16 protein-coding genes are annotated in these 20,898 nt (G+C 46.0%); 6 read left to right on the top strand and 10 right to left on the bottom strand.

Annotated elements, in window-relative coordinates; genetic code table 11:
• Positions 1-60: 60 nt before the first annotated feature.
• The 4 genes from CKV74_RS04880 to nhaB form a co-directional block, all read right to left on the bottom strand.
• On the bottom strand, positions 61-1,689 hold the full coding sequence (locus tag CKV74_RS04880; RefSeq protein WP_007242050.1) for a capsular polysaccharide synthesis protein: 1,629 nt from the start codon (positions 1,687-1,689) through the stop codon (positions 61-63).
• A 332-nt stretch (positions 1,690-2,021) separates the two neighbouring features.
• Positions 2,022-8,417 (bottom strand): ESPR-type extended signal peptide-containing protein, encoded by a 6,396-nt coding sequence (locus CKV74_RS10625; protein WP_095176813.1) that lies wholly within the window; start codon positions 8,415-8,417, stop codon positions 2,022-2,024.
• A gap of 616 nt (positions 8,418-9,033) precedes the next feature.
• Positions 9,034-9,567 (bottom strand): disulfide bond formation protein DsbB, encoded by a 534-nt coding sequence (dsbB, locus tag CKV74_RS04870; protein ID WP_007241966.1) that lies wholly within the window; start codon positions 9,565-9,567, stop codon positions 9,034-9,036.
• Positions 9,568-9,586: 19 nt separating this feature from the next.
• Positions 9,587-11,128, bottom strand: a complete 1,542-nt coding sequence (gene nhaB / locus CKV74_RS04865) for a Na(+)/H(+) antiporter NhaB (RefSeq protein WP_007242037.1) — start codon at positions 11,126-11,128, stop codon at positions 9,587-9,589.
• Between the two features lie 144 nt (positions 11,129-11,272).
• Between nhaB and fadR the strand changes: the two genes are divergently transcribed.
• The 4 genes from fadR (at position 11,273) to ruvX (ending at position 13,801) form a co-directional block, all read left to right on the top strand.
• Positions 11,273-12,001, top strand: coding sequence for a fatty acid metabolism transcriptional regulator FadR (gene fadR / locus CKV74_RS04860; protein ID WP_007242017.1), 729 nt, complete (start codon positions 11,273-11,275; stop codon positions 11,999-12,001).
• Positions 12,002-12,069: 68 nt separating this feature from the next.
• Entirely contained in the window at positions 12,070-12,804 is a 735-nt protein-coding gene (gene rsmE / locus CKV74_RS04855) for a 16S rRNA (uracil(1498)-N(3))-methyltransferase (protein ID WP_095176812.1), read from the top strand.
• On the top strand, positions 12,801-13,376 hold the full coding sequence (locus tag CKV74_RS04850; protein WP_039847776.1) for a YqgE/AlgH family protein: 576 nt from the start codon (positions 12,801-12,803) through the stop codon (positions 13,374-13,376). Before rsmE ends, CKV74_RS04850 begins: the two co-directional genes overlap by 4 nt.
• A complete protein-coding gene (ruvX, locus tag CKV74_RS04845) occupies positions 13,376-13,801 on the top strand; it encodes a Holliday junction resolvase RuvX (RefSeq protein WP_007241942.1) in 426 nt (141 codons plus the stop codon). The genes CKV74_RS04850 and ruvX overlap by 1 nt, the downstream gene beginning before the upstream one ends.
• 174 nt (positions 13,802-13,975) lie before the next feature.
• Here the strand turns inward: ruvX and CKV74_RS04840 are convergent, their stop codons facing one another.
• On the bottom strand, positions 13,976-14,794 hold the full coding sequence (locus CKV74_RS04840) for an outer membrane protein assembly factor BamD (RefSeq protein WP_007241955.1): 819 nt from the start codon (positions 14,792-14,794) through the stop codon (positions 13,976-13,978).
• Positions 14,795-14,892: 98 nt separating this feature from the next.
• On the opposite strand from CKV74_RS04840, the gene rluD reads away from it, so the two are divergent.
• Together rluD and pgeF are read left to right on the top strand one after the other, a co-directional pair.
• Complete coding sequence (gene rluD, locus CKV74_RS04835) at positions 14,893-15,867, top strand: 23S rRNA pseudouridine(1911/1915/1917) synthase RluD (RefSeq protein WP_007242036.1); 975 nt, start codon at positions 14,893-14,895, stop codon at positions 15,865-15,867.
• Between the two features lies 1 nt (position 15,868).
• Positions 15,869-16,603, top strand: a complete 735-nt coding sequence (gene pgeF / locus CKV74_RS04830; RefSeq protein WP_007241961.1) for a peptidoglycan editing factor PgeF — start codon at positions 15,869-15,871, stop codon at positions 16,601-16,603.
• A 200-nt stretch (positions 16,604-16,803) separates the two neighbouring features.
• Here pgeF and lipA read toward each other — a convergent pair whose 3' ends face one another.
• The 5 genes from lipA to CKV74_RS04805 form a co-directional block, all read right to left on the bottom strand.
• Positions 16,804-17,766: a lipoyl synthase gene (gene lipA / locus CKV74_RS04825; RefSeq protein WP_095176811.1), complete on the bottom strand. Its 963-nt coding sequence runs from the start codon at positions 17,764-17,766 to the stop codon at positions 16,804-16,806.
• Positions 17,767-17,812: 46 nt separating this feature from the next.
• The gene (gene lipB / locus CKV74_RS04820) at positions 17,813-18,448 is read right to left on the bottom strand and encodes a lipoyl(octanoyl) transferase LipB (RefSeq protein WP_095176810.1); all 636 of its coding nucleotides are present in this window, start codon (positions 18,446-18,448) and stop codon (positions 17,813-17,815) included.
• The gene (gene ybeD / locus CKV74_RS04815) at positions 18,449-18,727 is read right to left on the bottom strand and encodes a DUF493 family protein YbeD (RefSeq protein ID WP_007241936.1); all 279 of its coding nucleotides are present in this window, start codon (positions 18,725-18,727) and stop codon (positions 18,449-18,451) included.
• A gap of 100 nt (positions 18,728-18,827) precedes the next feature.
• Positions 18,828-20,015, bottom strand: coding sequence for a serine hydrolase (locus CKV74_RS04810; protein WP_007241952.1), 1,188 nt, complete (start codon positions 20,013-20,015; stop codon positions 18,828-18,830).
• A gap of 8 nt (positions 20,016-20,023) precedes the next feature.
• The gene (locus tag CKV74_RS04805) at positions 20,024-20,890 is read right to left on the bottom strand and encodes a septal ring lytic transglycosylase RlpA family protein (protein ID WP_164703784.1); all 867 of its coding nucleotides are present in this window, start codon (positions 20,888-20,890) and stop codon (positions 20,024-20,026) included.
• Between the last annotated feature and the right edge of the window lie 8 nt (positions 20,891-20,898).

The raw sequence follows: 20,898 nt of genomic DNA, 5'->3' as shown, positions 1-20,898 counted from the left end.
TGTTTGAATACTCATAAAAAAGAGGGCTGTTTTATAGCCCTCTTTTTCATTATTTAAAAACTAACCTAAGTATTCTCTTTTTAAATGTTGCCACACCGAATTTTCTCCGCAATCGGCTAGATTCGCATGACCCGTCAACTTATGTACACTACAACGACTAAACAAATCATTAATTTCTTCCGCGTTATAGTCACTCCACAATTTCATAGATAGTTCATGAGGAAACGTATCATCCCGAATCAATAGTCTTTGATTATCTAAATCATATTTCATCACCTGATCAAAAAGAATCTGGAAAATATAGTAACAAGGTACATGATCTTGCGTTTTCCAATAATTTAATAGCAACTGTAACAAGGTTTCTGTCACAACATGCCAAGGCTTCGCAATAATGAAACTATTTAGACTATTCACCTTATGTTCCTTGTTCCAACAGAAATAATCCTTATTAATCCGTTCCCAATAGGCCTTATTGGAATTGCCAATATCCCGATGGAAAAGGAAGAAATCCTGCTCTAAAAGTTCTTTTGGTAAAGGTGAGGAAAAAATAATTGTCGCATCTACCCAGATACCACCATACACATATAACAAAACCAGACGTACCACATCGGAAAATAATGCCGCAGAAAATGCACCACCTCTCTTTTGCCACATAAAGTCCGGCAAATCGATATATTCAGCCAAAGAGGCATCATCTACCCGAATAACCGTATAATCCCCTTTATTTCTATCGACTGAAGCAAAACACACCTTTGTGAGTTCTGGTAACCCATCATCAATGCCTTGCCCCCAATATTGCCAAATAATGTTCTTGCCAACCAAGTCAGGTTTCTTCGCTGGAAAATCAAATGTCGTTAATTGACCATACAAATAAGCCTTTAATAAAGCACGCCAACTTTTTGCTACGTTTTCCTGCAAATCGAGAAAAGAGCTATGCGGTGCATAACGAAATATTTCATGGATATTTTTAACGCTCTCCAGTACATCTACCGGTATGTCAAAAGAGCCCTCCTGAATGACATCAAGCATTTTGGCATAACGTTTCCAGGGCTCATTTGCTTTCCGAATCCAATTTGCCGATAGCACGTTCATATTATTTTTATAAAGAAAATACTGATTTAGTTGCTTATCCTCAGCGTTAAGTGAGGCAATGTGACGATAACGATCATCCTCAATCGCAGCATCAATACATCGACAAGCAGAAATAAAAGAATCCCGCATTCCACCAAATAGCGCACAAGTCAAATACTGTTCTCCCGCGCCATAGGGTACATAACTATTTGCATTCACGGCTCTTTCATAAGGAAATTCATTCGCTAAAACATGATCAAGATTCGGATATTGACGGTAAACTACAAAAGGACTATTCGGTGTTGGTGTAATGTCTTCAGACACGACTGGTGATACGAAGCGAATGTGAGAAGAAAACGCATAGACATAAGTAAATTCCGCTAGCTGATTTTCAATAGCAGAGAATAACCAAAAACGACTTTTGCTATCCTTTAAGCCATTCGTTCTCACTATTGAGACGTTGCTATTACGAGTAATAGATTCATCATCACTGAATACAAAATATTGCTTATGTTGTCCCGGCAAAAGAAATTCTTCCGATGAGCGGTAAAAATTATCCCAAGCCGCAAAATCATTCCCCTGAACAATATATAAAACAGCAATTGTCTCTTTTATCATGTTTTTTCTCTAAATAATCAAATCTATAAGATAGCCAGATTATATCCTAAAACCCTGATCGCCCCAAAACTCAAGCGGAAACCTTAATATTGTTCCCGCGATCCCGCCCTTTTAAATAAATATCAATAAAATCAATGACTTATACATCATTTTCGAAAAAACTTTGGATTTCATAGGGGCGTTTGATAAGGCCTCACAAACATCAGAAACAGCTTTTATACTTCGCCTTACTCCTCGTAACCTATTAGGACAGACATAAAGTCTGTTCCTACAAATAAAAAACAAAAAACCCGGCCGAAGCCGGGTTTGAGTTAGTAGCTAAACGCTAGAGATTACCATTGGTAACCGACGCCCACAGAGCCACCCAAGTCGCCTTGGGTGTTGGCGTTACCTTGGATTTTAAGAACCACTTTACCGTTGTCGCTAGAGCGTGAGTAACCCACTGCTAATGCGCTTTCGCCTTTGAAAGTACCGGCAGAAGCAGCCACCATGGATTTACCAGGGATGTAAACCTGTGGTAAACCAGCTGCAGCGTTAGCACCAGCGATACCGCCACGGGCTTCTTTTTGTACTTTATTGATACGGTTGTTCACGTTAGTGATGTTGCTACGTAATTGAGAAACATTTACTGCATCCGTATCTTCTGTACCGGCTTTCACGTTATGAACTTGGTTGCCACCCATATTGATGTTACCGCCTTCATTCACTGTTAAGTCGTTAGTGGTTACGCTGTTATGGCTTACATCTTCAGTTGTTGAGATGAGGATATCGCCATTGTTTTGGTCAATCGCAATGTTTTTACCTGCAGCGTAATTGATGGTTTTACCGCCGGTAATATGCGTTGTCTTCGTACCACTTTCTTTATTGGCTACTTTATTGCCCGCATTGGATGTGGACACGTTAAAGTTAGTTGAACCACTCGCTGTCGCCACTAATTTACCTTGATTATTCACGGTAATAGTGTCGTTATCGATATCAACGGTTACTTTATAGTTAGTTGTACCGTTCGCGTTAGTGGTTGGAGTTACAGTGATACCTTTGTTTGGATCAGTACTTACGCTAGCTTGCGTATTGTTTGCACTGATGGTGTAAACACCATTGTTATTGTTCACAGTAACATTATCACCAGCTTGAATGTCGGTAACATTTGCAACTAATTTATTATTGCCATCGATATGTAAGCCATCGCCAGCATTCACATCGTAAGTCACAGTACTTACACCATTCGCTTCAACAGTAACGTTAGAGCTTGTTGCTTTACCGTTTACGAAGTTCACTTGGTGACCAGCAGAAACATTGTGTTTCACAGTACCTGCATTATCACCCACTTTCCAGTAAGCTGCATTGATTGCGTTAGCCACATCAATTGCTGTCACTAAACCACCATCACTCGGAACAGTGATTTTACCATCGGTAGTATTGTTGGATAAGTTAGTGGTGTTTACATCCACTTTGTAATCCGTACCGCCGGTAGTTGCATTAGGTGTTGCAGTAACTTTAGTTTGGTTACCTTCTTTCACCACAGTTTTGGTTGCATTCAATTGGCTCAAGTTCACCGCATCAGTTGGATTAGTACCGTTAGCTACGTTATGAACTTGGTTACCGCCCATATCGATATTACCGCCATTTTTAACTGTTAGGTTAGTTGTGGTTGTATTACCTGCGGTTACATTGTTTGCAGTTACATTGTTCGCGGTTACATTTTGTGCTGTAACGTTGGTTGCAGTCACATTATTCGCAGTCACATTGTTATGACTTACATCATTCGTTGTTGAGATAACGAAAGTCGGATTACCTTGTGCATCAACAGTTTGATTTACTGCTACGTTTTTACCGGAAGTGATAGTTACGGTTGATCCCGGTTTCACTTGTGTCGTTACACCGCCAGCAGTATCAGTTACTACTGCATCTACATGAGCACCAGTAGTCACGTTAAATGATGCATTGTTAATCGCATTCACAACTGTGGTTGCGTTCACTAAGTTATCACCTGTACCGCCATTAGTGGTATCTACTTTCGTAGTTCCGTTTGGATTTACGGTCACGTTAGTGGTATTAGCACTTACTTCGTACTTAACTGTTCCATTGGCGTTTCTAGCCGTATTGTCAACATTTACGGTGTTATCTTTAGCTACAACACTTACATGCTCTTCTGGACCTGTATCACCTTTAGGACCTGTCGCACCAGTTGCGCCTGTAGCACCAGTTGCACCTGTAGCACCTGTCGCACCAGTTGCGCCTGTAGCACCTGTAGCGCCTGTCGCACCAGTTGCGCCTGTCGCACCGGTTGCGCCTGTAGCACCAGTTGCGCCTGTAGCACCAGTTTCACCTGTCGCACCGGTTGCGCCTGTAGCACCTGTCGCACCAGTAGCACCGGTTGCGCCTGTAGCACCTGTAGCACCTGTTGCGCCTGTAGCACCTGTTGCGCCTGTAGCACCTGTAGCACCTGTAGCACCAGTTTCACCTGTCGCACCGGTAGCGCCTGTAGCACCTGTCGCACCTGTAGCACCGGTTGCGCCTGTAGCACCAGTAGCGCCTGTAGCACCTGTTGCACCAGTTGCGCCTGTAGCACCAGTAGCACCAGTTGCGCCTGTCGCACCGGTTGCACCTGTAGCACCAGTTTCACCTGTTGCACCAGTAGCGCCTGTAGCACCAGTTGCGCCTGTAGCACCAGTAGCACCAGTTGCGCCTGTCGCACCGGTTGCACCTGTAGCACCAGTTTCACCTGTTGCACCAGTAGCACCAGTAGCACCAGTAGCACCTGTTTCACCTGTTGCACCGGTTGCACCTGTAGCACCTGTAGCACCTGTAGCACCGGTAGCGCCTGTAGCACCAGTTGCACCGGTTGCACCTGTAGCACCTGTAGCACCTGTAGCACCGGTTGCACCTGTTGCACCTGTTGCGCCTGTAGCACCAGTTGCACCTGTCGCACCTGTCGCACCAGTTTCACCTGTTGCACCAGTAGCACCTGTTGCACCTGTAGCACCTGTAGCACCGGTAGCGCCTGTAGCACCAGTTGCACCGGTTGCACCTGTAGCACCTGTAGCACCTGTAGCACCGGTTGCACCTGTTGCACCTGTCGCACCAGTAGCACCGGTAGCGCCTGTAGCACCTGTTGCACCGGTTGCACCGGTTGCACCAGTTTCACCTGTCGCACCAGTTGCGCCTGTAGCACCAGTAGCACCAGTTGCGCCTGTAGCACCAGTTGCACCTGTAGCACCTGTAGCACCAGTTGCACCTGTCGCACCTGTAGCACCTGTTTCACCTGTAGCACCTGTAGCACCTGTTGCACCTGTAGCACCTGTAGCACCAGTAGCACCAGTTGCGCCTGTAGCACCAGTTTCACCTGTTGCACCAGTAGCACCAGTAGCACCAGTAGCACCTGTAGCGCCTGTTTCACCTGTTGCACCGGTTGCACCTGTAGCACCTGTAGCACCGGTAGCGCCTGTAGCACCAGTTGCACCTGTCGCACCGGTTGCACCTGTAGCACCAGTTGCACCTGTCGCACCTGTAGCACCTGTAGCACCGGTTGCACCTGTTGCACCTGTTGCGCCTGTAGCACCAGTTGCACCTGTCGCACCTGTCGCACCAGTAGCACCAGTTGCGCCTGTAGCACCAGTTTCACCTGTTGCACCAGTAGCACCAGTAGCACCAGTAGCACCTGTAGCGCCTGTTTCACCTGTTGCACCGGTTGCACCTGTAGCACCTGTAGCACCGGTAGCGCCTGTAGCACCAGTTGCACCTGTCGCACCGGTTGCACCTGTAGCACCAGTTGCACCTGTCGCACCTGTAGCACCTGTAGCACCGGTTGCACCTGTTGCACCTGTTGCGCCTGTAGCACCAGTTGCACCTGTCGCACCTGTCGCACCAGTTTCACCTGTTGCACCAGTAGCACCTGTTGCACCTGTTTCACCTGTCGCACCGGTTGCGCCTGTAGCACCTGTTGCGCCGGTAGCACCAGTTTCACCTGTTGCACCTGTTGCACCTGTTGCACCTGTCGCACCAGTTGCGCCTGTAGCACCAGTAGCACCAGTTGCGCCTGTAGCACCAGTTGCGCCTGTAGCACCAGTTTCACCTGTCGCACCGGTTGCACCAGTTTCACCGGTTGCGCCTGTAGCACCTGTAGCACCAGTTGCACCTGTAGCACCTGTAGCACCTGTTTCACCTGTAGCACCTGTAGCACCTGTTGCACCAGTAGCACCTGTCGCACCAGTAGCACCAGTTGCGCCTGTAGCACCAGTTTCACCTGTTGCACCAGTAGCACCAGTAGCACCTGTAGCGCCTGTTTCACCTGTTGCACCGGTTGCACCTGTAGCACCTGTTGCACCAGTAGCACCAGTTGCGCCTGTAGCACCTGTAGCGCCAGTTGCGCCTGTAGCACCTGTCGCACCAGTTGCGCCTGTAGCACCTGTAGCGCCTGTCGCACCAGTTGCGCCTGTCGCACCGGTTGCGCCTGTAGCACCAGTAGCACCTGTCGCACCTGTTGCGCCTGTAGCACCAGTTGCGCCTGTAGCACCAGTTGCGCCTGTTGCACCAGTAGCACCTGTCGCACCTGTTGCGCCTGTAGCACCGGTTGCACCTGTAGCACCTGTCGCACCAGTTGCGCCTGTAGCACCTGTAGCGCCTGTCGCACCAGTTGCGCCTGTCGCACCGGTTGCGCCTGTAGCACCAGTAGCACCGGTTGCGCCTGTAGCACCAGTAGCACCTGTCGCACCTGTTGCGCCTGTAGCACCAGTTGCACCTGTAGCACCAGTTGCGCCTGTAGCACCAGTTGCGCCTGTCGCACCGGTTGCGCCTGTAGCACCGGTTGCACCTGTCGCACCGGTTGCGCCTGTAGCACCGGTTGCGCCTGTAGCACCGGTTGCACCTGTTGCGCCTGTAGCACCAGTTGCGCCTGTAGCACCAGTTGCACCTGTAGCACCAGTAGCGCCTGTAGCACCAGTTGCGCCTGTAGCACCAGTTGCACCTACATAGCTAGGATCTACACTTAACACAAATTTGTGGTATGACTTTCCAGTACTCGCATCTGTAGTAACTGTACCCTCGGTCATTTTTAAACCGGTACCGGCTACTAATTGTAGGATCGCATTCGCACTACTAGATGGTGTGTAGTTATAGGTTGATCCCACTTGAGCAGAACCTTGTAAACCTTCGAATTTGAATGGATTGCTTACAAGAGCATTAGTTACAGAATAAAGTTGAGAACCGTTGATCGCATCGGTTGATGTTGAGTTAATACGGCCTGCTGCCACGTTTTGAATTTGACGTTCGCTGCCTGCTTTACCTACAGAAACAACCGCACCATTACCTAACGCACTAGTATTACCCGCAAAGTTACTATAAGTAACAGTACCTACGGTTGCATTATTGGTTGGAACGAAGTTTTCTGCGGTTTCAGAATCTGAACCTAGAGCCACCGCATTTTCGATACTTGCAGAAGAACCTGTACCTAAAGCGGTTGAATGTTTTCCAGAAGCGTTTGCTGCAGCACCTACAGCCGCTGCACGCTCACCAGAAGCTGCAGAATATGCACCTAATGCAGCCGCATTACGTGCGCTAGCATTGGATTGCACACCCAATGCAACAGCGTTATCAACGCTCGCTTTCGCACTCTTACCACCTGCAAAGGTATTGGCTGCTGTTGCTTCAGCTAAATAACCAACGGCAACTGCCGCTGTCGCAGCTACACCGCTAACGGTTGCATTTTGACCAATAGCAATTGATGAATTTGCTTCTGCTTTACTGTATGAACCAATACCGATAGCTTGAACACCTGAAGTATTTGCACTTGTACCCATTGCAATCGCGTGGTCTTGACTTGCGATAGTATCTTTACCTACAGCAACAGTATTAGTCCAAGCACCGGTCGCATTGTTACCAATTGCGATAGAATCTTGTTTTGAAGCATTGGCTTGGGTACCTACTGCAACTGCTGCAGCACCCGCCTGAGTTCTATCACCCACAGCGGTCGCAAACTGCGCTGAAGCATGCGCACTTTGACCCAAGGCAGTCGAATTAACACCTTCCGCATTGGCTAAAACACCGAAAGCTGAAGCTCTTTCTTCAGTAGCCTTAGAAGTTGTACCAACCGCCGTTGCATTACGGCCTGAGGCTGTAGAATATGAACCTACAGCAACTGCATTTTTACCTGATGCGGTAGTATTAGTTGAAATAGCAACAGAATCTTGGCCGGTTGCATTTGCACGGCTACCGTACGCACTCGCACCATCAGCTGCTGCATTAGCATTATTACCTACCGCTGCAGAACGAATTGCTGTCGCATTAGCAAGATTACCCACGGCAATAGAGGCTTCACCACTTGCAGTATTTCCAGCACCAACAGCTAAAGCAGCGCCATTCATTGCTTTGTTTTGGTTACCCACAGCTAAAGCAGAGTCACCACTTACCGTGTTATTTGCACCAACAATGGTCATACCATTGCCATTGCCTGGACGCTGTACAGTATTTTGATAACCAACAACAATTGAATTATCGGTGACCGTATTTCCCGGTAAACCATTTGGTGCAACGTTAATTTTTGAGCCTGTCACATCCACCGCAGCCATGGCATCTTGTGATACAGCCAACGCACCGATCACTACACCGGCAACTGCGGTTAATTTGGCAAGTTTTTGTGATTTGGTTTTGCCGTGCGCATGACCCAACTCAGACACCGCGGTCCAAGTTTGCGTGGCATGGTTCCAAATAACTTTGAATATCTTGTTCATATTTTTTCCTTTATCTTTATTTGATAAATCAACCACTTAGCGTGGTTTCCGACCTAGCGCCTTGCAGCAGCGCTAGGCGACAATTTCCCACTCAAAGAGACCTCTCCCCGAGTTTGACGATGGAATTCTACTGAAAACCCCTATGTAACAAAAGGGAATTTACCAACATTTACAATACTTTACATAAGCCCACAAAAACGCCAGTTTTGTAAAGATAATGTAAATTTATGTAAAGTTTTTGAAATTTTCAAAGGCGATTTTTTACGCAATCGTTTCCCTGATTTTGAGGGGAATTTTAGAATCCAAATAGCCCGATTTTTCTCCCGTAACGGGTTTTTTTAAGGGCGAAAAGGTGGCGAACTATAGCAAGGATAAGCAGCAGAATAAAGGGGTAATTTTGCGATAAGCTATTATTTTTCTGTTTAAGAATTAAACAATAGCATTGTCAATAATGTCTTCCCAAAAGCGATTTTACCGGGGAAAAATCCATTTTTAGATCAACCATAATAAAATCAATGGGTTACATGCATTTTTCTGAAAAACTCTGAATTTTGAGGGGGCGTTTGCGAATAATAAAAAAGGGACGGTCAATCCGTCCCTTTTTTGCCCATGCAGGCTATTTAAATAATGAGCGATTGTGGCGGGCTTTTTTGAATTGAGCAAGGCTGATAAGAATAAGCAATAAGGCATACACCGCAAAAATAAATACCAACCATTGCACCATCGTAATGCCGAATAATGACCATTGGCTGTTATCGCAGCTACCGGTCGGATTAAAGATTGCCGGAAACCATTGGTGAAATGGCATAGTTTCCGGGAAATTCGGGATAAATTCGCATTGTTTCCACGGTGCCGGATTCATTTGTAAATCCAAATGGCGCACGCTCACCAATAAACCTTTAATGGCTGAAAATAAGCCAACAGCCAACGCCAATAGCCGGAAAAATAGGTTACTTGGTGCAAGCGCACCAAGCAAGCCGGCAACCATTAAACCCACCATTGCCAAACGTTCATACACACAGAGTACGCAAGGCTGTAATCCCATGCCATGTTGGAAATACAACGCTGTGCCTTCCAGGGCTGCTGCTGAGAAAAATAGCAACAACCAAGCCGAACGTTGAGTGGAAAAGATTTTTAACGCATTAAGCATGGGATCTCCTGTGTCGTCATTAAATGGCGGCAATTAAGCCAAGTTCCGCCAACCAGATGGTTAATGGCGGCAAAATAAACTCGATCGCTAACAAGCCCACAAGGGAAAGTACGATGGTATAAGGCAAGGCCATGATGACCATACGACCGTAAGAAAGACGAATTAACGGCGCTAAGGAAGAGGTCAACAAGAATAAGAATGCCGCTTGACCGTTTGGTGTCGCCACCGATGGTAAGTTGGTACCGGTGTTGATCGCCACAGCTAACAATTCGTATTGATGCGGAGCAATCGCACCAGAAGTTAAAGCGGCCTTCGCTTCGTTAATATATACGGTCGCGACGAATACGTTGTCGGAAATCGCCGATAACAAGCCGTTAAAGACATAGAATAGCAAGAGCTGAATTCTCTCTTCGGCCGCTAATACGAAATGGATAATTGGGGCAAATAGATGTTGATCATTAATCACCGCGACCACCGAAAAGAACACTGCAAGCAACGCCGTAAATGGCATGGTTTCTTGGAATGCTTTACCAATCGCATGTTCATCGGTCACGCCGGTGAAGGATGTGGCTAAAATAATCACACTCAAACCAATAAGCCCAACCTCAGCTAAGTGCAATGCCAAACCAACAATCAACCAAATGGCAATAATCGCTTGTGCGGTTAATTTGATTTTGTCTTGTTTTGACATTTTTTCGGCATTGTTACGGTCAAGGCGCGCCAAAATGGCCCACACTTTATGCGGTAAACGTTCGCCATAACCAAATAATTTGAATTTTTCTAGCAAGTAGCAGGTTGCCAAACCGCATACAAACACCGGTAAGGTCACCGGCGCCATACGAAAGAAGAATTCCAAGAAATTCCATTTGGCTTGGCCGGCAATGATCAAGTTTTGTGGCTCACCCACCATTGTCATCACACCACCTAGCGCAGTCCCCACCCCGGCATGCATCATTAGACTACGCAGGAAGGAACGGAAACGTTCGAGGGTTTCACGGTTTTTACCCAGTTTGTCATCGTTGCCAATATCCGAGGCATCCTGCAGACTCTTACCGGAAGCAATTTTGTGATACACACCATAGAAGCCCATTGCCACGCTGATGATTACCGCGACTACGGTTAGCGCATCTAAAAAGGCAGAAAGAAATGCAGCGCTAAAGCAAAAAGCTAAGGAAAGTACAATTTTGGAATGGATACGCACCAATAATTTGGTGAATAAGAAAAGCAATAATTGCTTCATAAAGTAGATACCCGCCACCATGAACATCAAGAGCAGCAATACATCAAAATTAGTCAATAGCTCTTCTTTTACATGGGCGGGATGGGTCATACCGATGACAATAGCCTCAATGGCCAGCAAACCGCCCGGTTGTAACGGATAACATTTTAAGGCCATGGCTAGGGTGAAAATAAACTCACCGACTAACAACCATCCTGCAAGAAAAGGGCTCACACAGAAGAACACTAGCGGATTGATCACTAAAAAAGCCACTATTGTGACTTTGTACCAATCGGGGCTAGCACCCAGAAAGTTCTTCATAAAAGCTTGCATATAAGTCATAGAACAACTCCGTTTTTTTGTTTTTTATAGGGCTAACGTTGTAATATATACAGCTTTCAAGGATAATAAGCAACCGCAGGGAATGAATTGATACAAATCACCTTTTAGCCTTTTCCTGTTTTTTTTATTCAATTAATTATAACTATGCAAAATGAAAATCTATTTTTAAAGGCACAAAGCCCTGCCGCGTTAGCGGAAGAATATATCGTTAAAAGTATTTGGAACGATGTATTTCCGGCCGGCACCCACTTGCCTTCCGAACGGGATTTAGCGGATAAAATTGGAGTTACACGCACCACCTTGCGCGAGGTACTACAGCGTTTGGCACGCGACGGTTGGCTCACCATTCAGCACGGTAAGCCAACTCAAGTAAATAATATTTGGGATACCGCCGGCCCCAACATTATCGAAACCCTGATCACATTGGATAGCGACAGCGCGCCATTGATTATCGAAAACATGTTGTCATTGCGCAGTCGGATGTCAGAATCCTACATTTATGAAGCGGTTAAACTCTCACCGCAGGAATGTTTCAAACTATTTGCCGGCTTGGACGATTTATCCAATACCGCAGAAAGTTACATCAATTTTGATTATTGGTTGTTCCGTCAATTTCCGATGATCGCCAATAAGCCATTTTATTGCTTGGTGTATAACAGTTTGAAAGGGGTATATCACAAGATCGGCTTGTTGTTTTTTGCCGAACCAAAACATCGCGAATTAACCCACCAATTTTATTTGGAGTTGCGCGAAATTTGCCGTCAAGGCAACGCCGATGTAGTAGTGGATTGCATTCGTAAACACAACCAACAATCAGCGTTATATTGGCGCAGTATTTTGGAAACCCTACCAAACACCCTAAACGAATCCTAATTCAATTTGTTTTCAACAAAAAATGCGGGCAAAGGCCATTTTGCGCCGCATTTTTTATAAGAGGCACTATGCGAATTCCCCGAATTTATCATCCCGAATCCTTAGCTAACGCGACTCAGGTACAACTGAGTGAAGACGCGGCCAATCATGTCGGGCGCGTATTGCGCATGGGCGAAGGTCAACAGATCGAACTATTTGACGGCAGCAATCATATTTTTCCGGCGCAAATTGTACGTGCCGATAAAAAAACAATTTCCGTGCAGATTTTAGATTGTCAATCCGCCAATCGGGAATCACCGCTTCCTATCCATTTGGGACAAGTTATTTCACGCGGTGAACGCATGGAGTTTACCATTCAAAAATCCGTTGAATTAGGCGTATCGGCGATCACGCCACTTTGGTCGGAACGCTGCGGCGTAAAATTAGATGGTGATCGCCTAGCCAAAAAATTGCAACAATGGCAGAAAATTGCGATTAGCGCCTGCGAACAATGCGGACGTAATCAAATTCCACTCATTCGCCCATTGATGAAACTAGCCGATTGGTGCGCCGAACAGGACGGCAGTTTGAAACTCAATTTGCATCCACGCGCCAGTTATTCCATTAAAACCCTTCCCACTCCGCCTGCTGCGGGTGTGCGTTTGTTGATCGGTTCCGAAGGCGGTTTGTCGGCGGAAGAAATCGCGCAAACCGCACAATTGGGATTCACCGATGTATTATTAGGCCCGCGTGTGCTGCGTACGGAAACCGCCGCGCTCTCAGCCATCACTGCATTACAATTGACTTTTGGAGACTTAGGATAATGAACTTACAAGGCCAACTTTTAATCGCTATGCCCCACGTAAAGGATTACTTTGAGCAGGCGGTCATTCTAATTTGCGAACATAACGCACAGGGCGCTATGGGCGTGATGATCAACTACCCTACCGACTTAAGTATCGCTGAGCTGTATTCCAAGCTAAATTTAATGTCGATCAACAATCGCCAATTCAGCCAACGTCATGTAACCGGCACCTTAGTGCTCACCGGTGGGCCGGTACATAGCGAACGCGGTTTTATTGTGCATACCAAAAGTAAAACGGAATTCGAACACAGTTACCCGATTAGCGATAATCTGTGGCTCACTACCTCCGCCGATATTATCAACACTTTCGGCAGCTCCGATGCTCCGGAGAATTATTTAGTCGCCCTCGGTTGCGCCAATTGGGCTCCGGGACAATTGGAACAGGAAATTGCTGACAATGTTTGGTTGGTCGCCCCCTCCAATAATTACATCTTATTCCATACCCGTTATGACGACCGCTATAGTACCGCCAGTCGACAATTACGGATCTACGGCGATAATTTAGTGCCGGAACAAATGGGACATGCCTAATGGGATTTACCGCTCTAGCCTTTGATTTCGGGACAAAAAGCATTGGTTGCGCAGTCGGCCAAAGTATTACTGGGACAGCGCAAGCCTTGCCGGCCTTTAATGCTCAAGATGGTATTCCCAATTGGGATGCGATCGAAAAATGCCTGCGCGAATGGGCACCGCGGGTGATTGTAGTTGGCCTGCCGCTGAATATGGATGGCACCGAACAGCCACTCACGCTACGCGCACGGAAATTCGCCAATCGTCTGCAAGGGCGCTTTAATATTCCCGTGCAACTCCAAGACGAACGCCTCACCACCACCGAGGCTCGCGATGAAATCTTTAGCCGCGGCGGTTTTCGAGCTCTCAATAAATCCAAGGTTGACGGCATTTCCGCCTGTTTAATTCTGGAAAGTTGGTTTGCCAGCGGTGTATTTGAGGAGTAATCCCATTTCCAAACCAACCCTAATAAAATCAATGACTTAGAGTTGATTTTTTAGCAAAACTCCAATTTTCGATGGGGCGTTTATGCACCTAAAAAACAAGGGATGGTAACAACCATCCCTTGTATTTCAGATATAAAAAAGGGCGTTTCAAACGCCCTTTTATGTTGCCTGCGATTATTGCTGTTCTTTCTTGCCACCGAACCAAGGTAATACACGCTCGATAAGGCTTGGCTCTTCAGGTTTCTTCACTTCGCCAAATTGTTTATTTTGGTTTGCATTGATCACCTGTTGAGTTTGTTCAGCGAGGGTTTTTAAGCCCATTTTTTCGTAGGAATCACGCATTAACGGTAATGCATCGTAGGTAGCTTTAGCATCCGGATAAAGCTGTAACATGCCCACTACTCGGTTCGCAGTAGCTACGTAGGCATCACGTTTATAATAGAATTTAGCAATATCCAATTCATGACGCGCTAACATATCTTTGATGTAGGCCATACGCGCTAAAGCATCTTGTGAATATGGGCTTTGCGGGAATGCACGTACCAAACTTTGGAAGTTGGAAAACGCAGTTTTCAACGAGGTATTTTCACGGGTGGAACGGTCAATTCCAAAGAAATCTTGAATTGCGTTATCGGCGGTTGCCAAATTGGTTAAACCGGCCATATATACCGCATAATCACGATTTGGGCTTTGCGGGAATTGATTCAGATAACTATCGATTGTCATCAAGGTTGCTGTGTAATCCTGCGCCTTGTAGTTGGCATAAATTAGATCCAACATGGCTTGCTCTTGATAGGTCGAACCCGGGAAACGGGTGGTCACGGCGTTTAAGTAGCGAATGGAATCGGTGAAACTACCCTCTTGCAGCGCGCTGCTCCCCTTGTTATACAGTTCGTTTACTGAGGCTTGTTCAACTTCTTTATTATTACTGCTACAACCAACCACCGCAAGTGCCGCAAGGGCTGCCACGGCGAAGGATTTCATTTTACGCATTGTGTTTTCCTTAATTCCGATAAATAAGATACAATTGCGCGGTATTGTATAGAACATTAGGCAATAAGCCAACTTTTTAAACTCTTGAGAGCGATTTTATGCCACAAATTACCCTTTCGGCCTTCGTTGCCCCCGAGCACATGGGACAACGCTTGGATCAAACCCTTGCCGAACTTTTCCCCGATTATTCCCGTTCCCGCCTAAAAGTCTGGATTGAAGAAGGCAAAGTCAGCCTAAACGGCCAACTGGCAAACGTACCGCGAGCTAAAGTTTTCGGTGGCGAAACCGTTGAAATTAACGTAGAAATCGAAGATGAAAACCGCTTCGAAGCACAGAATATTCCATTGGATATTGTGTATGAAGACGATGATATTTTGGTGATCAACAAACCGAAGGATTTAGTGGTTCACCCGGGTGCCGGTAATCCAAGCGGTACCGTTCTCAACGCACTACTTTACCATTATCCGGCCATTGCCGAAGTGCCGCGAGCCGGAATTGTGCACCGCTTGGATAAGGACACCACCGGATTAATGGTGGTGGCTAAAACCATTCCGGCACAAACTCAGCTGGTGCGCGATTTACAAAAACGCAAAATCACCCGCGAATATGAAGCCGTCGCCTCTGGCATTATGACCAAGGGTGGTACCGTGGAACAACCAATGGCGCGCCATCCAACCAAACGCACCTTGATGGCGGTGCATCCACTAGGCAAACCGGCGGTGACCCATTATCGGGTTATGGAACATTTCCGCAATTACACCCGCTTACGCTTACGCTTGGAAACCGGTCGTACCCACCAAATCCGTGTACATATGGCACATATTGCGCATCCGCTGTTGGGTGATCAAACCTACGGTGGCCGACCGCGTCCACCAAAGGATGCCGATGAGCAATTTTTAACGGTATTGCGCAACTTTAAACGCCAAGCATTGCACGCCGTGATGTTGCGATTACATCATCCAATCAGTGGCGAGTTGATGGAATGGTACGCCCCATTACCGGCGGATTTTGTTGAACTGATTCAGGCCCTAAAAGCCGATTATCAAGCCCATAAAGACGAATTGGATTATTAATATGCAGGCAATTTTTCCCCGTTGGGCAGCTCCCGCCCATGTGCATGCGCTCACCACCATTCGTACCAATGGTGTCAGCCAAGCGCCATTTGACAGTTTTAACTTAGGCGGCCATGTGGGTGACGATCCGGCCAGCGTAGCGGCTAACCGTCGCTTATTAGAAGAACGCTTCAAGCTGCCACAACAGCCGCTATTCCTTAATCAAACCCACAGCACCCGTGTGATTGAATTGCCTTATCAAGGCGATAATCTTGATGCCGATGCAACCTACAGCAAACAGGCCTCCCAGATCTGTTTAGTGATGACCGCTGATTGCTTGCCGGTATTGTTTTGCGATAAGGACGGATGCCAAGTGGCCGCTGCACATGCAGGCTGGCGCGGATTATGTGATGGTGTGCTGGAAGAAACCGTTGCGCAATTTAGCGGAGCGGCTAGCAACATTATGGCTTGGCTTGGACCGGCTATTGGCCCCGATGCCTTCCAAGTAGGTGAAGATGTGATTGCGCAATTTGTGGCGGTCGATCCGAATGCCCGTTTGGCTTTCCGTGAAGATCCAAGCGCTCCGGGTAAATATCTCGGCGATCTCTACCAAATTGCCCGTCAACGTTTGAATAAACTCGGTATCCATGAGATCAGCGGTGGAGAACATTGTACCTTCCACGATGCCGCGCGCTTTTTCTCCTACCGTCGTGACAATCAAACCGGCCGCATGGCCAGCCTGATTTGGTTCGAATAAGCGATATTGGCCGTTTTAAGCGGCCAATTTTATATCTATCCTTACTCTGCTATATTTTTAAATAAATATCAATAAAATCAATAACTTAGCATTGATTTTAGCAAAAACTTTTATTTTACTCGGGGCGTTTAAAACCAGCGAAAACACAAAGGGACGGTTGAAACCGTCCCTTTATATTATTGGCTGAATTTTGTTCGTGATTATTTCACCAATCCACCACTGGCTTGTAAGTCGGCATGATAGGAAGAGCGCACGAAAGGCCCACAAGCGGCGTGTTCAAATCCCATTGCATTGGCTTTTTCACGGAATTCATCGAATTCTGTCGGATGCACATACCGTGCGACCGGCAAATGGTGACGACTTGGCTGCAAATATTGTCCTAAGGTCAGCATAGTGACGCCATTGGCACGCAAGTCGGCCATCACTTGTAAAATTTCTTCGTTAGTTTCACCTAAGCCCACCATTAAGCCTGATTTAGTCGGAATGTCTGGGAACATTTGTTTAAAGTCGTGCAACAGTTTAAGCGACCATTGATAGTCGGCACCCGGACGAATCTCCTTATACAAACGAGGTACGTTCTCTAAGTTGTGGTTAAACACATCCGGCGGGTTATCTTTTAGTTTTTCCAAGGCTTGAGTGATACGCCCGCGGAAATCCGGCACTAGGATTTCAATTTTAATCCCCGGGTTAAGTGCGCGAATTTCCCGTACACAATCGGCAAAATGACCGGCGCCGCGATCCGCTAAATCATCACGGTCTACGGAGGTAATTACCACGTATTTTAGCTTCATATCAGCAATGGTTTCGGCCAATTTAATTGGCTCTTGGGGATCCGGTGGCAGCGGTTTGCCATGTGCTACATCACAAAATGGACAACGACGGGTACAAATGGCGCCCAGAATCATAAAAGTGGCCGTGCCATGGTTGAAACATTCGTGCAAATTCGGACAGCTGGCTTCTTCACAAACTGAATGCAAACCATGACGGCGCATACCGTTTTTAATACTGTCGATTTTCATCGAGCTGGCCGGTAATTTGATTTTCATCCATTCCGGTTTTTTCAATAGGGTTTGATTGGGATCGATATTTTTGACCGGAATCACTGAGGTTTTCGCAGCATCGCGATATTTGACGCCGCGTTCCATTTTGAAGGGAGTTGACATAGCCTTTCCTAAAAGAAAATGCCCAAGGGGCATTTAAAATATAATGTTAAAAATTTGTGACATTATAGTCTAAAAGTTCGGCAAAGTGTTTAATTAATTTGGGTGAAACCTTACTACAAACCGCTTCTTCCGCCGGAATGAAATCCGCTAATTGACACATTTCTAAGCCTGCATAGCCACATGGATTAATATAATGAAAAGGTGCTAAATCCATTTGGATGTTAAAAGCCAATCCATGAAAGGAACAACCTTTACGAATCCGCAGTCCCAGAGAGCAGATTTTTTTTCCCTCAATATACACGCCCGGAGCATCCGGTTTAGCGTAAGCTGCAATGCCATAATTAGCCAAGGTGCGTACCACACTTTGTTCCAAGGCGGTTACCAGTTGACGCACATTAAGCTCGGCATGGCGTTTTACATCGATCAGTACATACATAATTTGCTGGCCCGGCCCATGATAGGTAATTTGTCCACCACGATCCGATTGCACCACGGGAATATCGCTACGCTGCAATAAATGCTCCGGTTTACCGGCCTGTCCTTGGGTAAACACCGGCGGGTGCTCCACCAACCAAATTTCATCGGCGGTTTGCGCATCCCGATTATCTGTAAATTGTTGCATTTTTTGCCACACGCTTTGGTAATCCTGCAAACCAAGCTGGCGCACGATAAGTTCCGTCATTTAGATCACCATTTTTACGCCGTCAACTTTTGCCAACTCTTTGTAAAGTGTCTCAACTTGCTCAAAATTATTCACCAACACATCAATTGATACGGAATTGTAACTACCTTTACTGGAGCGTTTTTCCTTCGGAATATAATCTCCCGGCACATAACGTTGCACCACGCTAATTAAATCTTGTGCCAAATTTTCACGGTTGACCCCGGCGACTTTAAAAGTGAGCTGGGTTGGAAATTCCATTAATTCTTTTAGTTTTTCATAATCTTGTTGAGTTGCCATAAGTTATTTCTCCATTGTATTTATCACAACAAAAGGGCAGATTTGGAAATCTGCCCCATTATGTCCTTATATGGGAAGGAATCCCGATTTTTCAAGGTGATTAGGAAAAGAGACCTTTCACGGTTAATACTAACCAGTCCCAAGCTTTACCAAAAATACCACCTTCAGCGACTTCGTCCATTGCCTGTAAATTTACCACAGCAACGTCTTTACCATCTAATTGATAAACCACTTTACCGACTACTTGGCCTTTGGCTAATGGCGCTTGCAAGTATTTGTTATCCAAATCATAACGCGCTTTCAAATCACCTTGACGACCTTTTGGCACGGTAATGAAGCTATCCTGTAAAACACCAAGTTTTACATTGCCTTTATCACCGTAATAAACCGGTTGTTCGGAGATTTCTTTGCCAGCTTCTAGGGTTTTTAAGGTGTCGAAATTAGCGAAACCCCATTGTAGCAATTTTTTGCTTTCCACTTCGCGGCCTTTATAGGTAGGCACTCCCATCACCACAGAAATCAAACGCATATTATTTGGACTGACCGCAGAGGCTACCAAGTTATAGCCGGCTTGGCTGGTGTGGCCGGTTTTCATACCATCCACATTTAATGTTTTATCCCACAATAAACCATTGCGGTTTGGTTGTTTGATTTTGTTAAAGGTAAACTCTTTTTCCGCATAAATCGCATATTCGTTTGGAAGATCACGAATAATATGGGAACCGATAATTGCCATATCGCGAGCAGAAGAGAATTGGTTTGGATCATCTAGGCCATGCGGCGTAGTGAAATGGGTATTTTTCAAACCAAATTGATCCACATATTTATTCATGGTATCAACGAAATTTGTTACCGTGCCGGAAATATGCTCTGCCAATGCCACACAAGCATCATTGCCGGAAACGATGATCACACCTTTATTTAAATCCCCCACTGAAACCTGTTGATTGAGGTTGAGGAACATTTTAGAGGAATCCGGAAAGTTACGTCCCCAAGCACTTTCCCCAATAGTCACCATATCGGTATTATGAATTTTGCCTTGTTTTAAGGCTGCACCAACCACGTAGCTGGTCATCATTTTGGTCAGGGAAGCGGGATATTGACGTTGGTCCGGGTTAAGTGCTGCCAACACTGCACCAGAGTTGTAGTCCATTAGAATATAGGTTTGTGCATTAACATCCGGTACTGTAATGCCATATTGCATATCCTCCGCCTGGACGCTTGCACCATAAGCCAATACGCCGGCTAACAAGGCAACTTTAGATAATTTTGCAGTTTGCTTTAACATAAGATTTCCTATTGTGAATTAGTGTTGTAAGTATAAACGATTAATGGCTTGTCGTTGCCGATTTTTTGTAATTGACGTTTTAATTGTTGTACATCAGCTTGATCATTAAGCGGGCCTAAATGGATATCATAACGACCACCATTAGCACTAACGTTGCTTTTTATGCCGTCGAGATCCAGCTGGGTGATGAGTTGTTCGGCCTGACTTTTTGAGCTGAGATTGATGACTTTTAGTGCGTAAAGATTTTTTTGATTTTTTGTGCTGTCGCTGTTTAGCTGCGGATTTTTTTTTTCGTTAGTCACTAAACGTTCTGCCGCTTCTTGCGTTTTAGCATGTTTGGCTAAGGTTTTGGTGCCGGCTCCGGAAATCTTACCGCGGCGATCCACATGTAAGGCTTCAATTCGAACCTGTCCAGTTCCACTAGAAATTAATCCAATCTCTCGAGCAGCCGCACCGGATAAATCAATCAAGCGTTTATGGCTGAAGGGGCCACGATCATTAATCCGCACGATGACCTTGCGATTATTATCCAAGTTAGTTACCACGGCATAAGAGCCTAGTGGTAATGTTTTATGAGCCGCGGTAAATTCGCTTGAATTGTAGCGATCTCCGCTGGCCGTGCGGCGACCATTAAATTTAGAATGATAATAGCTAGCCGTACCTTCTTTACTATAGGATTTCGACTCTTCTCCTTGGGTCGTATAAATCTTTCCGTTCACGTTGTAACTTTGCGGATTGGCAATAGAAGTAGTGAGCGTCAAATTATCGCCACGAATACCGTACATCTGGTGGGTTTCATTGGCCTGTACTGCTGTTGCAGCAATTAATAGGGCAAACAAAGCGCCGCTTTTTTTCAAATGTTTTAGCATATTCATCGTCGTTA

Source organism: Haemophilus pittmaniae, assembly GCF_900186995.1.
GTDB classification, from domain to species: Bacteria; Pseudomonadota; Gammaproteobacteria; order Enterobacterales; family Pasteurellaceae; genus Haemophilus_D; species Haemophilus_D pittmaniae.
Note: the sequence above shows the minus strand (reverse complement) of the source record. Positions and strands in the feature narration are given on the sequence as shown.

What these genes read in the sequence shown, in the direction of transcription:
- CKV74_RS04880 (WP_007242050.1), bottom strand. Translation starts at nt 1,689, where the DNA reads ATGATAAAAGAGACAATTGCTGTTTTATATATTGTTCAGGGGAATGAT.
- CKV74_RS10625 (WP_095176813.1), bottom strand. Translation starts at nt 8,417, where the DNA reads ATGAACAAGATATTCAAAGTTATTTGGAACCATGCCACGCAAACTTGG.
- dsbB (WP_007241966.1), bottom strand. Translation starts at nt 9,567, where the DNA reads ATGCTTAATGCGTTAAAAATCTTTTCCACTCAACGTTCGGCTTGGTTG.
- nhaB (WP_007242037.1), bottom strand. Translation starts at nt 11,128, where the DNA reads ATGACTTATATGCAAGCTTTTATGAAGAACTTTCTGGGTGCTAGCCCC.
- fadR (WP_007242017.1), top strand. Translation starts at nt 11,273, where the DNA reads ATGCAAAATGAAAATCTATTTTTAAAGGCACAAAGCCCTGCCGCGTTA.
- rsmE (WP_095176812.1), top strand. Translation starts at nt 12,070, where the DNA reads ATGCGAATTCCCCGAATTTATCATCCCGAATCCTTAGCTAACGCGACT.
- ruvX (WP_007241942.1), top strand. Translation starts at nt 13,376, where the DNA reads ATGGGATTTACCGCTCTAGCCTTTGATTTCGGGACAAAAAGCATTGGT.
- CKV74_RS04840 (WP_007241955.1), bottom strand. Translation starts at nt 14,794, where the DNA reads ATGCGTAAAATGAAATCCTTCGCCGTGGCAGCCCTTGCGGCACTTGCG.
- rluD (WP_007242036.1), top strand. Translation starts at nt 14,893, where the DNA reads ATGCCACAAATTACCCTTTCGGCCTTCGTTGCCCCCGAGCACATGGGA.
- pgeF (WP_007241961.1), top strand. Translation starts at nt 15,869, where the DNA reads ATGCAGGCAATTTTTCCCCGTTGGGCAGCTCCCGCCCATGTGCATGCG.
- lipA (WP_095176811.1), bottom strand. Translation starts at nt 17,766, where the DNA reads ATGTCAACTCCCTTCAAAATGGAACGCGGCGTCAAATATCGCGATGCT.
- lipB (WP_095176810.1), bottom strand. Translation starts at nt 18,448, where the DNA reads ATGACGGAACTTATCGTGCGCCAGCTTGGTTTGCAGGATTACCAAAGC.
- ybeD (WP_007241936.1), bottom strand. Translation starts at nt 18,727, where the DNA reads ATGGCAACTCAACAAGATTATGAAAAACTAAAAGAATTAATGGAATTT.
- CKV74_RS04810 (WP_007241952.1), bottom strand. Translation starts at nt 20,015, where the DNA reads ATGTTAAAGCAAACTGCAAAATTATCTAAAGTTGCCTTGTTAGCCGGC.
- CKV74_RS04805 (WP_164703784.1), bottom strand. Translation starts at nt 20,890, where the DNA reads ATGAATATGCTAAAACATTTGAAAAAAAGCGGCGCTTTGTTTGCCCTA.